At 60.5% G+C, this 13,830-nt stretch carries 14 protein-coding genes; all 14 read left to right on the top strand.

What is annotated here, in order from left to right; translation table 11 throughout:
• Window positions 1-19 precede the first annotated feature (19 nt).
• The gene (locus ACTQXM_RS01100) at window positions 20-1,051 is read left to right on the top strand and encodes a rod shape-determining protein (RefSeq protein WP_006236061.1); all 1,032 of its coding nucleotides are present in this window, start codon (window positions 20-22) and stop codon (window positions 1,049-1,051) included.
• 78 nt (window positions 1,052-1,129) lie between these two features.
• Window positions 1,130-2,071 (top strand): rod shape-determining protein MreC, encoded by a 942-nt coding sequence (gene mreC / locus ACTQXM_RS01105; protein WP_441536993.1) that lies wholly within the window; start codon window positions 1,130-1,132, stop codon window positions 2,069-2,071.
• 12 nt (window positions 2,072-2,083) lie between these two features.
• Complete coding sequence (locus ACTQXM_RS01110; RefSeq protein WP_154516184.1) at window positions 2,084-2,650, top strand: hypothetical protein; 567 nt, start codon at window positions 2,084-2,086, stop codon at window positions 2,648-2,650.
• Window positions 2,651-2,663: 13 nt separating this feature from the next.
• On the top strand, window positions 2,664-4,733 hold the full coding sequence (gene mrdA, locus ACTQXM_RS01115; protein ID WP_154516187.1) for a penicillin-binding protein 2: 2,070 nt from the start codon (window positions 2,664-2,666) through the stop codon (window positions 4,731-4,733).
• Window positions 4,734-4,742: 9 nt separating this feature from the next.
• Window positions 4,743-5,969: an FtsW/RodA/SpoVE family cell cycle protein gene (locus ACTQXM_RS01120; protein ID WP_154516190.1), complete on the top strand. Its 1,227-nt coding sequence runs from the start codon at window positions 4,743-4,745 to the stop codon at window positions 5,967-5,969.
• 18 nt (window positions 5,970-5,987) lie between these two features.
• Complete coding sequence (locus ACTQXM_RS01125) at window positions 5,988-6,917, top strand: YcjF family protein (RefSeq protein WP_441536994.1); 930 nt, start codon at window positions 5,988-5,990, stop codon at window positions 6,915-6,917.
• A 9-nt stretch (window positions 6,918-6,926) separates the two neighbouring features.
• On the top strand, window positions 6,927-8,804 hold the full coding sequence (locus ACTQXM_RS01130) for a TIGR03960 family B12-binding radical SAM protein (RefSeq protein ID WP_441536995.1): 1,878 nt from the start codon (window positions 6,927-6,929) through the stop codon (window positions 8,802-8,804).
• Window positions 8,801-9,613: a TIGR03936 family radical SAM-associated protein gene (locus ACTQXM_RS01135; RefSeq protein WP_441048365.1), complete on the top strand. Its 813-nt coding sequence runs from the start codon at window positions 8,801-8,803 to the stop codon at window positions 9,611-9,613. The genes ACTQXM_RS01130 and ACTQXM_RS01135 overlap by 4 nt, the downstream gene beginning before the upstream one ends.
• A 67-nt stretch (window positions 9,614-9,680) precedes the next feature.
• Window positions 9,681-10,055: a 50S ribosomal protein L21 gene (gene rplU, locus ACTQXM_RS01140; RefSeq protein ID WP_035138585.1), complete on the top strand. Its 375-nt coding sequence runs from the start codon at window positions 9,681-9,683 to the stop codon at window positions 10,053-10,055.
• A 33-nt stretch (window positions 10,056-10,088) separates the two neighbouring features.
• Window positions 10,089-10,346 (top strand): 50S ribosomal protein L27, encoded by a 258-nt coding sequence (gene rpmA / locus ACTQXM_RS01145; protein ID WP_154516202.1) that lies wholly within the window; start codon window positions 10,089-10,091, stop codon window positions 10,344-10,346.
• 85 nt (window positions 10,347-10,431) lie between these two features.
• Complete coding sequence (gene obgE, locus ACTQXM_RS01150; protein WP_441536996.1) at window positions 10,432-11,898, top strand: GTPase ObgE; 1,467 nt, start codon at window positions 10,432-10,434, stop codon at window positions 11,896-11,898.
• A gap of 3 nt (window positions 11,899-11,901) precedes the next feature.
• Window positions 11,902-12,579 (top strand): nicotinate-nucleotide adenylyltransferase, encoded by a 678-nt coding sequence (nadD, locus tag ACTQXM_RS01155; protein WP_154516208.1) that lies wholly within the window; start codon window positions 11,902-11,904, stop codon window positions 12,577-12,579.
• An 87-nt stretch (window positions 12,580-12,666) separates the two neighbouring features.
• Window positions 12,667-13,200 carry a bis(5'-nucleosyl)-tetraphosphatase (symmetrical) YqeK gene (gene yqeK, locus ACTQXM_RS01160; RefSeq protein ID WP_427718844.1) on the top strand — a complete coding sequence of 178 codons (534 nt, stop codon included), beginning with the start codon at window positions 12,667-12,669 and terminating at the stop codon, window positions 13,198-13,200.
• A 27-nt stretch (window positions 13,201-13,227) separates the two neighbouring features.
• A complete protein-coding gene (gene rsfS, locus ACTQXM_RS01165) occupies window positions 13,228-13,683 on the top strand; it encodes a ribosome silencing factor (RefSeq protein ID WP_441041596.1) in 456 nt (151 codons plus the stop codon).
• The last annotated feature ends 147 nt before the right edge of the window (window positions 13,684-13,830 follow it).

The raw sequence follows: 13,830 nt of genomic DNA on the forward strand, positions 1-13,830 counted from the left end.
AGTTGCGTTGTTTTCTTTGATGGACATGTTTTTCGGTAGCTATGCGGGCGATCTAGCCATCGACCTCGGCACCGCCAATACGCTTGTCTCCGTGCGCGGCAAGGGCATCGTCATTCGCGAGCCTTCCGTCGTCGCTATCGACAAAAACGATGAGCGCATTCTTGCAGTCGGTATCGAGGCCAAGCGTATGCTTGGCCGTACGCCCGGCAACATTGTGGCCGTGCGTCCTCTTAAGGATGGCGTCATCGCCGACTTCGATGTCACCGAGGCCATGCTTCGCTACTTTATCGATAAGGCTTCCGAGAAGCGCTATCCGTGGACCCCTCGTCCGCGCGTCGTCGTATGCGTTCCCTCCGGTGTCACGTCGGTCGAGAAGCGTGCCGTTTTTGAGGCCACGATCCAGGCAGGTGCCCGCCAGGCCTATCTGATCGAGGAGCCTATGGCCGCGGCTATCGGTGCTGACTTGCCTGTAGAGGAGCCGACCGGCTCCATGGTCATCGATATCGGCGGCGGCACCACCGAGGTTGCCGTTATCGCCATGGGCGGTATCGTCGTGTCGCAGTCCATCCGCATTGCCGGCGACGAGTTCGATCAGGCTATCCTCACGCATGTTCGCGATGCCTACAATTTGGCCATCGGCGAGCGCACGGCCGAGGACATTAAGATTAAGGTCGGCTCTGCCGTGCCGCTCAAGGACGAGCTTGACGTCGAGGTCAATGGCCGCGACGTGATCACGGGCCTGCCCAAGACCGTGCGCATCGAGAGCGAGGAGATTCGTCGTGCGCTCAATAAGCCGCTCGACGAGATGGCCAAGGCCGTCAAGGACGCACTCGACGCCACACCGCCCGATCTTGCCTCGGACCTTATGTACTACGGCATTCTGCTGACCGGCGGCGGAGCGCTGCTGCGCGGCCTCGACGTCCGCTTGCGCGATGAGACGGGCGTTTCGGTCAACGTGAGCCCCACGGCGCTCGACAACGTCGTAAACGGTTGCGCCCGCGTGCTCGAGGCCAACGCGTTTGACGGCGGTTTCGTCCAGACCAACGCTTAATTTCCAAAAGGTGGATTCCATTTGGCACGATCTTCGGGTTTCTCTTCAAATCTGAATACCAAACGACAATCAACGGGTATGCGCCCGTTGATTGTTTTCAGCCTGATTTCTGTGTTGCTGCTCACGTTTTACATTCGAGAGGGCGAGGCCGGGCCGATACATGCCGTTCGTTCGGGCGTCACGACAATCACCTCTCCGGTGCGTTTTGTTGGCTCGGCGGTGGCGGCGCCATTCAATGCCATCGGCAACGTGTTCTCCAACCTCACCGCTTCGCAGGAGTCGCTCGACGACCTTAAGAAGCAAAACGAGGTTCTCACTTCCAAGGTCGCGGAGCTTTCCGAGGCCCAAAAGACCGCTGAGCGCCTTGAGGGTCTTGTGGGCCTGCAGTCGACCTATAACCTCAAGTCCACTGCGGCTCGTATTGTCGGAGCCTCGGGTGACGCCTGGACGTCGACCGTCACCATCGATAAGGGTTCTGCCGACGGGCTTACCATCAACATGCCCGTGACGAGTTCGGCCGGCGTCATCGGCCAGATTATCGAGGTTTCGGCCAAGACATCGACCGTGCGCCTGATTGGCGACGAGAACTCTGGTGTGTCCGCCATGGTGCAGGACACGCGCGCACAAGGCATGCTACAGGGCCAGCCCGATGGCACGCTGCGTCTTGAGTACGTGAGCGTCGACTCCGATGTTAAGGTTGGCGATATCATCGTGACCTCGGGCATCGGTGGCGTGTTCCCCAAGGGACTGCCGCTCGGCACCGTGTCTTCGGTCGAGAAGTCGGCTAACGACGTGTACTACACCATTGTGGTGCGTGCGCAGACCACGGCCGAAAATAACGAGGAAGTGCTCGTCATCACCTCGCTCACCGACGAGCAGTCGGCTTCGGACGATGATGTGAGCTCGGCCAATAGTACCCCGCAGGGCACGTCGCGCGATGCCGCGGCTCATTCTAAGGACGAGAAATCGGATGATGATTCCGACACGGCCGAAGCGTCCGATTCTGGATCGAGCGAATAGGGAGGCATGTCCATGGATCTACACGAGCAGGGGACTGGCTCCCGCGCCTTTGCAATCGCCGCTATCGTCTGCGTGCTGCTGCAGGCGGGACTGGCACCGCAAATCTCCATCGCGGGCGGTCGCGTCAACTTTATGATCATCTTGGTGTGTCTGAGCGTGTTTTCGGGCGACCCTACGCGTGCCGTCGTGTGCGGCTTTTGCAGCGGTCTGTTTTACGACCTTTCCGCCGCCGTGCCGGTGGGCGTTATGTCGCTGCTGCTGACCGTGGGCAGTTTTGCTTTGGTGCACAGCGCGGCTGGTCAGACGGGCGGCTCGCCGAGCGCGCGCGGCATTACCGTGGGCGCCTTTGCGCTTGCCATCAACGTGGTCTACAGCATCATCTTGCTGTTTATGGGTCTGGAGACGAGCTTTGTGGTGGCCATCTTTGGGCACGCTCTGCCGTCCTCGATCCTGACGGGCTTGATTGCCATTCCGTTTTTGATGTCCGGCGCCGCTCCGCAGTCTGGCTATGGGTTCTCCGCGCGCGGTGGGCGTCAGACGGGCATGCGCTTTAAGCCCAAGACCCGTAAGCTCAAATAGGGGAGGCCTCAAGATGTCTTCCCAGTTGACGGTTGTTGTCGCCGGTATCGCGCTGGTCGTGGCCATTGTGGTCGCGCTGGTCATCATGCGCCGCGGCGACTCCCGCTTTACCTACGACACACAGCACGGAACGGCCCCGCGCGCCACCGAGGGCGAGGGCAATACGGCCGCCACGGCCTTCAAGGGCCGTTTTTCCATCCTCACCACGGGCGTGGGTGCCATGTTTGCCGCGCTTGCCGTTAAGCTGTGGGGCATGCAGATGGTCTCGTCGGACTACTACGACAAGCAGGCCAAGAGCAATCAGACCCGTACCGTTACCACGCCGGCCGTGCGTGGCCGCATCTTGGACCGCAACGGCGTCGCACTGGTGCAAAACCGCCCCTCGCTCGCCGTCGTCGCCTATCGCGATCTTGCCGACGACAAGGTGCTGGTGCGTCATCTTGCCAACGTGCTCGGCATGCCGTATGTCGCGGTGCTGCGCAACATCCAGGACAATTCCGAGGGCGCGCAGAGCCTGCATACGATCGCGACTGACGTGCGCCGCTCTACTGTCGCCTACATTCAGGAGCACGCCGGTGAGTTTCCCGGCGTGAAGATCGCCGAGCGCACCGAGCGCCAGTACCCGTATGGCGAGACCGCCTGCCATATTTTGGGCTATACCGGCACCATTACCTCCGAGCAGCTCGAGGCGCAGAACAAGAAGTCGTCGGACGGCAACGAAAGCGCGGCTGGCCAGATTTCGTATCAATCGGGCGATATTGTGGGTCAGGCGGGCGTAGAGATTTACTACGAAAATCTGCTGCAGGGCATTCGCGGTGAGCAGACCGTGAAAGTTGACGCCTCGGGTAACGTTACCGGTCAAGCCGGCGCCGTTCCCGCCAAGGCCGGTTCTGACATTAAGCTTACGCTCGATCTTAAGATTCAACAGGCCTGCGAGACGGCTCTGGCGAATGCCATTGAGCTTGCCAAGACTACGGGCCATAGCAATGCCGGCAACGGTGCCGTGGTGTGCCTTGACCCCAACAACGGCGAGATCTTGGGCATGGCAAGCGAACCCAAGTTTGATCCTTCTGTCTTTATCGGCGGTGTTTCCAATGACGTGTGGACCGAGCTTAACGATGACGAGGGCTCGCATCCGCTGCTCAACCGCGCCATTAGCGGCCAGTACATGTCCGCCTCGACCATCAAACCCCTCTCGGCGTTGGCTGGCCTCGAATTTGGAACGTACACTTCGAGTCAAACGACCAACTGCACGGGATATTGGACCGGCTTGGGCAAATCTTGGGGAAAGTACTGCTGGCTGCACTCCGGCCACGGCACGATGACGCTGCAGTCCGGTATCGCCAACTCCTGCGACCCCGTGTTCTACGATATGGGCAAGGCCTTTTTCTACAACGACCAGCATCCCGAAGGCCTGCAAGAGGTCTTTCGTCGTTGGGGCCTGGGCAAGACCTGCGGCATCGACCTGCCGAGTGAGGGTGCGGGCCGCATTCCCGATGCCGAGTGGAAAGAGTCGTACTTTACCGACGCCTCGGCCGAGGACCGCAAGTGGAATGCCGGCGATATGACCAACATCGCCATCGGTCAGGGCGACATTCTGGTGACACCGCTGCAGATGGCCTGCGCCTACATGGGTATTGCCAACGGCGGCAAACAGTATGTGCCGCATGTGTTCTTGTCTGCTGTCTCGCGTGATGGCGACGGCGATGCCTACAAGTACAACGGCAAGGGCAAAAAGAAGCGCCTTGAGGCTCAAATTAACAACGATGCCGATCTTGCGCTGGTCCGCAACGGCATGCACGATGTGATTTACTCGGCGTCGACTTCGACCGCCGCGCACTTTAACTCCCTGACCCCTACGGTCTACGGCAAGTCCGGCACGGGCGAGAAGAGCGGCGAGGACGATTACGCGTGGTTTTGCGCCTACGCGCCGGCCGATGACCCCAAGTACGTGATTGCCACTGTCTTGGAACAGGGCGGTGGCGGCTCCGATACCGCGCTGCACGTTGTGCGCGATGTCCTCGGTGCGATTTATGACGAGCCCGACACGTCGACGGCCACGGGCGATTCCTCGGTTCGATAGGAGGTTGCGATGGACTTTTCGCCGGCGGACCTGTTCCGCTCAACCAAAACCGGCTCTCGCAGCAGCCTGGACCGCGTCAACAAGCAGATTTCCGCATCGCGCGGAACGTTTCGCCAAAAGGTGCACGTCGGCGTGCTGTTGGCGACTGTGGCGCTCGTCACCTATGGCGCCATTATTATCTGGTCCGCCTCGCAGTTTAAAGCCGACGCCTCGTTCTCGCGTCACCTGCTGGGTATCGGTATTGGCGCGGTGCTGGCGGTGCTCGTCTGGCGCACCGACCTGCGCGGCATTTCCAATTTTTCGACGGCCCTGCTCGTCATCGACCTCATCGTGATCTTCTCGCCTAAGATTCCGGGCCTGTCCTACACGGGCGGCTTGGGAATGACGGGTTGGATCAAGATTCCCGGTATCGGTTTAACATTCCAGCCCGTTGAGCTTGCCAAGCTCATCACCATTTTCTTTATGGCCACGCTTGGCTCGCAGTACAACGGGCGCATCGATACCGCTCGCGACTACATTAAGCTCTGCGGCATGCTGTCCGTTCCGTTTTTGGCCGTCGTCGCCATGGGCGATTTGGGCTCGGGTCTGGTCGTGCTGGTGTCGGGCGCCATCGTCATCTGCATGAGCGGTGCGCGCCGCGAATGGGTGCTGTCGACTTTGGCTCTGCTCGTGGGTTTGGTGGCGCTCGTCCTGGCGCTCGATTCGGTCTTCGATTCGCTGCTCGGTCATGATGTGCTCATTAAGCAGTACCAGATGAATCGTCTGACGGTCTTTATCGACCCCGACAACGCCGATTCGGACGATGCGTACAACCTGCAGCAGTCGTTGATCGCGGTCGGCTCGGGCGGTTTCTTTGGTAAGGGCCTGGGGCATGCGACGCAGTCGGCCGGTGGCTTCCTGCCCGAGTTCCATACCGACTTCGTCTTCGCCTTTTTGTCAGAGACGTTCGGCTTCTGCGGTTCCTTTTTGTTGCTGTGCCTGTACGTACTGCTCATCTTCTCGACGATCCGCGTCGCCTTTAAGTGCGAGTCTCTGTTTCTACGCTTGTCATGCGTGGGTATTGTCGGCATGTGGGCATTTCAGACGTTCGAGAACATCGGCATGTGCATTGGCATGATGCCGATTACCGGTATTCCGCTGCCGTTTATTAGCTTCGGTTCGTCGTCGATGATGATCCAGTTGTTGACGGTGGGTATCGTACAATCCATATGGCGGCATCGTTCGGGCGCCGCGTAACCGCTGGAGGGGTTTGCCATGAAGATTCCCGTGGAAAAGCTGACTCGCGCTTTTAAAATGGGCGCGACCACCAAGAGGGATTCCGATACGCCGGTGCGCGTTTCGGTCTACCTGGATTCGACCGCCTCGCGTTTTTTGGTCGAGACGGTGCGCGATGCCTTTGTGCCGCAGACGACGTCGGGTATTGTGCGCGTTGAGCGCCTGGGTGAGGAGCGTATCGTCCCCAAGACCGATACCGACGTGGTGCTGGTGCTTTCGTGCGGTTCCGACCGCCTTGAGAGCGCCGTGCAGGAGCTCGTAATTGCCGGTGCTCCCGTGTGCGTGCTGGCCGAGTCCGCTGTCGAGGTGCCTTTTATCCAGGAGTCCACGCCCATGCTTGGCGTGGTAGCGGCCACCGATAAGACGTATCTGCTCGAGACACTCGCCCGCTGGATCCTGGACCGTACGGAAAAGGAGACGGCCTTTGCGGCGAACTTTGCCTTTATGCGCATCGCCGCCGCCAACCGCATCATCACCTCGTGCGCGCTTACCAATATGGCGACGGGCGCGCTGGCGTTTTTGCCGGGGGCCGATTATCCCGTTATGGCGCTGGCGCAGGTTGGCATGCTCTTTGAGCTTGCGGCCATCTTTGGACGCGGCATTAAGCCCGAGCGCGGCTACGAGGTCGCGGGCGTGCTTGCCGGCGGCTTGGTAATGCGCGCCGTCACTCGCGCCCTGGTAAAGCAGACGCCGCATATCGGCTTTGCCGTCAAGGCACTCTCCGCCGCCCTCGGCACCTATGGCATGGGTCGTGCGCTCGTGTCTCTCTACGAGCGCGATATCGACTACAGCCGTGCCAACGAGGTGGTTGCCGCCACGTTCTCGCGCGTCCGCGACCTGGTGACCACGGTTGCCGGCGCTACCCGTCCCATGAATCCTTTTGAGGATGCATCCGATCTCGCTGCTTAGGGGTTTCTTTTGCGCGTTCCATACCAAGACTGTTTTCATTTGATTGAGCCGCTGCTCGCGAAGGTCGAAAAGCCGAGTCGCTATATCGACCACGAGTGGGGTACGCTCTCCAAGGCCGATGCCGACTATCGTTGCTGCATGATTTATCCGGACGTGTACGAGGTCGGCCTGCCCAACCAGGGTATCGCCATCCTGTACAATATCCTTAACCAGGCCGAGGGCATCTCCTGTGAGCGCGGTTATGTGCCGTGGCCCGATATGGGCGATGCCATGCGCGAGGCCGGTATCCCGCTGCTGTCGCTCGAGGGCGCAGCGCCCGTGGCCTCGTTTGATATCGTCGGTATGCACGTGCCGCACGAGATGGCCGTGACAAACTTTCTCGAGGCGCTCGACCTCGCCGGCATTCCGCTGCTGGCTGCTGACCGCACCGAGGGCGATCCCATCATCGTCGCCGGCGGACCTTCGGTTTATAACCCCGAGCCGTATGCGGCCTTCTTCGATGCCATCCTGATTGGCGAGGGTGAGGAGTCGCTGCTCGAGATCTGCCAGTTGCATCGCCGCTTGCGTGACGAGGGCGTCCCGCGCGCCCAGATTGTCGAGCGGCTCGCGACCGTCTCCGGTACCTACGTGCCGTCGCTGTACGAGGTGCGCTATGACGAACCCTGCTCACCGCACGGCTACACCGTGCCGCGTGAGGGTAAGGACGTGCCGCCGGTGGTCTACAAGCGCGTCGTCGAGGACTTTGGCGCTACCAATCCATTGTCGCAGTCGTGCGTGCCCTATGCGCAGCTCGTTCACGATCGCCTGTCTATCGAGATCCTGCGCGGCTGCGCTCGCGGTTGCCGTTTTTGCCAGGCCGGCATGACGTATCGCCCGGTGCGCGAGCGTTCGGCAGACCAGATCGTGTCCTCGGTGATCCAGGGCCTGGAAAAGACCGGCTATGACGAGGTGTCGCTCACGTCGCTTTCGACCACCGACCACTCCTGCATCCGCGACGTGCTTGGCAGGCTCAACCGCCGCCTGGAAGATACGGGCATTCGCGTGTCCATTCCCTCGCAGCGCCTGGATTCGTTTGGCGTGGATATGGCCGAGTCGGTCGCCGGCGAAAAGAAGGGCGGCCTGACGTTTGCCCCCGAGGCCGGCAGTCAGCGTATGCGCGACATCATCAACAAGAACGTGACCGAGGAGGACGTGGACCGCGCGGCCAAGGCGGCCTTCGAGGCCGGCTGGAACCGCATGAAGCTCTACTTTATGATGGGTCTTCCCGGTGAGCGCGATGAGGATATCGTGGCCATCGCCAACCTGGCCGACCACGTGCTGGAGCTCGGCCGCTCCGTGGTACCCAAGGCGCGCCGCGGCTCCATCTCGGTGTCCATCTCGGTGTCGGTGTTTATTCCCAAGGCCGCCACGCCTTTCCAATGGTGCCCGCAGCTCGATTACGACGACGTCAAACGCCGTCAGAAGCTCCTCATTACGAGCGTTCGCAACCGTGCGGTCCGCGTGCACTACCACGATGCCGAGACCTCGCTTATCGAGGCGGCGCTGTCTCGTGCAGGCCGCGACATGACGCCTGTCATCATCGATGCCTGGCGTGCCGGTTCGCGTTTTGACGCCTGGGTGGAGCATTTTTCGCTCGATAACTGGAAGGAGGCCGCGGCCAAAAACGGCATCGACCTCAACGAGCTCGTGCACCTGCCCTACGAGCTGGACTGGCACCTGCCCTGGGAGCACGTGAGCCCCGGCTGCTCGCGTGGCTTCCTCGAGCGCGAGTACCGTCGCTCGCTGGAGGGTGTCACGACCCCCGACTGCACCCGCACGTCGTGCACCGGCTGCGGAATCTGCCCCACGCTCCACGCCAAGAACGTATTGGTGGGTGATCGCGCATGAGTGAGCGCTTGACCGACAACCCCACGCTCTTTAGGCTTCGCGTTCGCTACGGCAAGCGCGATCGTCTCAAGTACCTGGGCCACCTGGAACTAATCCATACCATTGAGCGTATCGTGCGTCGCGCGGGGCTGCCCTATGCTGTGACGCAGGGTTTCTCGCCGCATATGCGTGTGGGTTTTTCGTCGGCGCTGCCCGTGGGCACGTCGTCGACCTGCGAGTGGTATGACCTGTTTATGACCGAGTTCGTCGCGCTCGACGAGGCCTTTGGGCGCCTGGCCGCGGCATCTCCGGCCGATTTGGCGCCCATCGAGGCCGCCTACATCGACGTGCGCACGCCGGCGCTGACGGCGCAGCTCACGCGCCTGTCGTACCGCATCGACCTGCACCTGGACCCTGAGTCACCCGTGAGCGCCGATGAGGTGCGCGCCGCGATTGACACGTTGCGTGCGGCCCACGGCATCGACTATGCGCGCGGCAAAAAGAGCAAGCGCCTGGACTTGGACCATACGCTCGTGGGCTACGAGCTTAAGGCGGGGGAGTGCCCGGACCATCTGGTGCTCATACTCGACACCCATGCCGACAACGAGGGCTCCATGCGTCCGGAGATTTTGCTTTCTGCTGCTGATGTTTTGTTGCAGGGCTTGACCCCGGGCGTCGATGCACCTATTGTTTCCACCGGTATGCAAGACCTCGTGACCATCTGCTCCTACGATGTCGAGCGTCAGAATCAAGCATGCGAAGACGACGAGGGCCGACTCGTCAGCCCCATACCTGTGCGAACTTGTGGATTTGCTCCACATACTCGTTGACGGGGGTATTATCGCCTGCTACTATATTCGGCTGTTGCACTAACTGATGCATGAAGGGCAAGTAAACATGTACGCAATCGTTAACACGGGCGGCAAGCAGTACAAGGTCGCCACCGACGATGTCATCACCGTCGAGAAGATCGAGGGCAATGAGGGCGACAAGGTCACCCTGCCGGTCATCTTCCTCAACGATGGTAAGAAGATCGTCACCGATCCCGACAAGCTGGCCAAGGCCAAGGTTACCGCTCAGATCGTTGAGCAGTTCAAGGGCGAGAAGCAGCTGGTCTTCAAGTTCCACAAGCGTAAGCGCTATCGTCGTCTGAAGGGTCACCGTCAGCAGCTCACCAAGCTGAAGATCGTGAAGGTTCAGGCTACCTCCCGCGCCAAGAAGGCTGTCAAGGCAGAGGCTGAGGCTGTTGCCGAGGCTCCCGTCGCCGAGTAGATTACACTCGTAACGAAAGAGTAGGTATACACAATGGCACACAAAAAAGGACTCGGTTCCTCCCGTAATGGCCGTGACTCCCGCGGTCAGCGCCTTGGCACGAAGCGCTTCGCCGGCCAGACGGTAACCACGGGCACGATTCTCGTCCGTCAGCATGGCACGCACATCCACCCGGGTGCGAACGTTGGCCGTGGCAAGGACGACACGCTGTTCGCGCTGGTCGACGGTACCGTTGAGTTCCACAAGGGTATCAAGCACAGGGTCAGCGTACGCCCGCTCGCGAACGCGTAATTCACCCTTCATAGAGCACATATGTGGGAGGCACTTGAGTTTTAGGATTCAAGGGTCTCCCTCTTTTTTGTAGGAGGCGATTCTGTTGTCACAGTTCACCGATATCAGCCGCATTAACGTTTGCGGCGGCGACGGCGGAGCCGGATGCATGTCGTTTAGGCGCGAGGCATTTGTTCCCAAGGGCGGCCCTGATGGCGGCGACGGCGGTCGTGGCGGCAATGTCGTCATCCAGGCCGATGCTCAGCTGTCTTCGCTGATCGATTACCGCTTTAAGCATCACTTCCGTGCCGAGCGCGGCACGCACGGCCAGGGCGCCCGTCGCAATGGCAAGAGCGGCGAGGACCTGATTTTGAAAGTTCCCATGGGCACCGTAGTCCGCGAGCTCGATCCCGAGACGCAGACCCCGATGTTCGAGATTGCCGACCTGGTGCACGATGGCGAGCGCGTTGTCGTGGCGCCCGGTGGGGCCGGCGGTCTGGGCAACACCCACTTTGTGACGTCGGTGCGCCGCGCGCCCGCGTTTGCCCAGCTGGGTGAGCCTGCCGAGGAGCACTGGATCGAGCTCGAGATGAAACTTATGGCCGATGCCGCGCTCGTGGGCTTTCCCTCGGTGGGCAAGTCCTCGCTCATCGCGCGTATGAGTGCCGCCCGTCCTAAGATCGCCGACTACCCGTTTACCACGCTCGTGCCCAATCTGGGCATGGTGCGTGCCGGCGAATATTCTTACGTCGTTGCCGACGTCCCTGGTCTCATCGAGGGTGCGAGTGAAGGCAAGGGCCTGGGTCACCAGTTCCTGCGCCATATTGAGCGCACTGCTTTGATCATGCATGTCGTTGATATGACGGGCGGTTTTGAGGATCGCGATCCGGTTGAGGACTATCGCATCATTAACCGTGAGCTCGAGCAGTATGGTGCCGAGCTCTCGGAGCGCCCGCAGATCGTTGTCGCCAACAAGTGCGATGCGCCGGGTACGGCCGACAAGATTGCCGACCTTAAGCGTGCGGCGCTCGACGACGGCCACATGTTTTTTGCCGTTTCCGCCGTTACGGGTGCCGGCCTCAACACGCTGATGCTTGCCGTGGGCGAGCAGGTGGCTAAGCTCCGCGCGGAGCTTGCGGTTTCCGATGAGCCTGTCGATTTGCGCGATGAGGAGTGGGAGCGTCGCCGTCTGCAGCGCGAGAAGCGCTTCCGCATTGTTGAGGAAGAGCCCGGTGCTTTCCGCGTGGTTGGTCGCGCGATCGAGCGCATGGTTATCCAAACCGACTGGGAAAACGAGGAAGCTGTCATCTACCTGCAGCATAAGTTTGCGCGCATGGGTGTCGACGATGCGCTCGAGAAGGCCGGCTGCCGAGCGGGCGATGAGGTTCGCATTTGCCAGCGCGCCTTTGACTTTGAGGGCGCCGAGGACTTCTCGGAATACGAGGACGAGCTCGAGGATGCTGGCGTTGAGGTTATTGACGTAGCGGCCGAGGATGCGGACGTGGCTCATGTCGCCGAGGGCTCCGAAGGCGCTACCGAAGTCGACGTTATTGAGACCCCGGAGGGCGAGTAAGCCATGTCGCTGCGCGGTGGAATCGGATTGCCAGAGCTGCCCATCAAGGATGGGCACGAGTTTCGGCTTGGCATTATGGGCGGCACCTTTGACCCGATTCATTACGGGCACTTGGTTACCGCCGAGCAGGCTCGCGAGTCGCTCGACTTGGACGCCGTGCTTTTTATGCCGGCCGGCTCTCCTGCCTTTAAGCTCGACAAACCGGTGACGCCTGCCGAGGACCGTTATGCCATGACGGTCCTCGCGACTGCCGCGAACCCGGCCTTTTTGGCAAGCCGCTTCGAGATCGATCGTGCCGGTGTCACCTATACAGCCGATACGCTGCGTGCCCTTCGCGAGTTTTACCCGCCACAGGTGAAGCTTTACTTTATTACGGGTGCCGATGCGATTATCGATATTGTGACCTGGCACAATGCTGATGAGATTGCCGAACTGGCAACCTTTATCGCTGCGACACGCCCCGGCTTTGACATCGATACGGCCCGGTCGAGGATTAAGGAATCGGGGCTGCCATTTGATGTGCGCTATATTCAGATTCCGGCGCTGGCGATTAGCTCGACCAACATTCGCAAGCGGGTTGCCCGCGGCATGAGCGTGCGCTATCTTACGAGCGAGTCCGTGCTCGGCTATATCCGTAAACGCGGCCTGTATGCCGATCTTGGGCAAGACGATTTTGATTGACGGGGGGAAACGTTGTCGGTAGAAGATCAGTTTGAGGGCGACGAGCGCGCGCTCTTGACGCGTATCCACGAGTTGCTCGATGTGCGCATGAAGGATAAGCGTAAGCGCTACGTGCATTCGCTCGGGGTTGCCGAGACGGCGCTGCACCTAGCCGAGGTATACGGTGTCGACCGCTTTGATGCCGCTGCCGCCGGCCTGATCCATGACTGGGACAAAGTGCTCTCCGACGACGAGCTGGTCACGCGCGCTCTGCATTATGGCATTAAGATTGCCGGCTCTCCGTCTGCCGCGACGCCGCTTTTGCATGGCCCGGTTGCCGCCTATGAGCTTCCGCAGCTTTTTCCCGAGCTGTCGCCGGCGGTCTTTCAGGCTGTCGACCGTCACACCGTGGGCGCTTGCGACATGACGCCACTCGATATGGTGGTCTTTGTGGCCGATGCCATCGAACCCAACCGCCACGGCGATTATGCCCATGCGCTGCGCAAGATGGTGGGGAAGTCCTCGCTCGACGAGTTGTTCTTCTCCTGTTTTGCGCAGGGTCTGGTCTATGTGATCCAGTCCGGGCGCTATCTTTATCCCACGGCTATTACGATTTACAACCATTACGCCCAGCTGCGCTAGTTCGGGCTGTCTAGAAAGAGGTATTCCATGGCCGATGAGACCATGACTGACGAGCAGATTCTTGAAGGTGCGGAGCACAAGAGTTTCGTGGCCACGTCCGACCGCACCGCCGCGACGCTCTCCGCTAGCGGTGTCGCCGCCGAGGATGTCGCCCGCGCCGCCGCGCAGGCCGCCTACGACAAGAAAGGCGAGGACGTTCAGGTGCTCGACCTGACTGAGCTTTCCGATGTTTGCGACTACTTTGTCCTTGTTACCGGCACCAACAACCGCCAGGTTGATTCCATCGTCGACGAGATTGAGGAGAAGGTCGCCGAGGCTTGCGGCGAGCACCCGTTTTCCATTGAGGGCCGCGAGCAGAAGACCTGGATGCTCATGGACTACGGTTCGGTTGTCGTCCACGTCTTCACTCCCGAGGCACGTGAGTTCTACCGCCTCGAAAAGCTCTGGGGCGACGCTCCCCAGCTCTCCCTGGACCTCCTCTAGTAGCTCATTTGGGACGGGGCTTTTTTAGCTACCCTCAAGTGTTTCGCCGGGCAGTCGCGTTTTTCCGCGGCCGCCCGGCTTTCTTTTTGCCCAAAAGTAGCTAATTTGGGACGGGGCTTTTTTAGCTACTACCTACCGTTCGCCGAA

Origin of the sequence: Collinsella sp. LCP19S3_D3 (genome assembly GCF_052121455.1) — a bacterium.
Classification (GTDB): domain Bacteria; phylum Actinomycetota; class Coriobacteriia; order Coriobacteriales; family Coriobacteriaceae; genus Collinsella.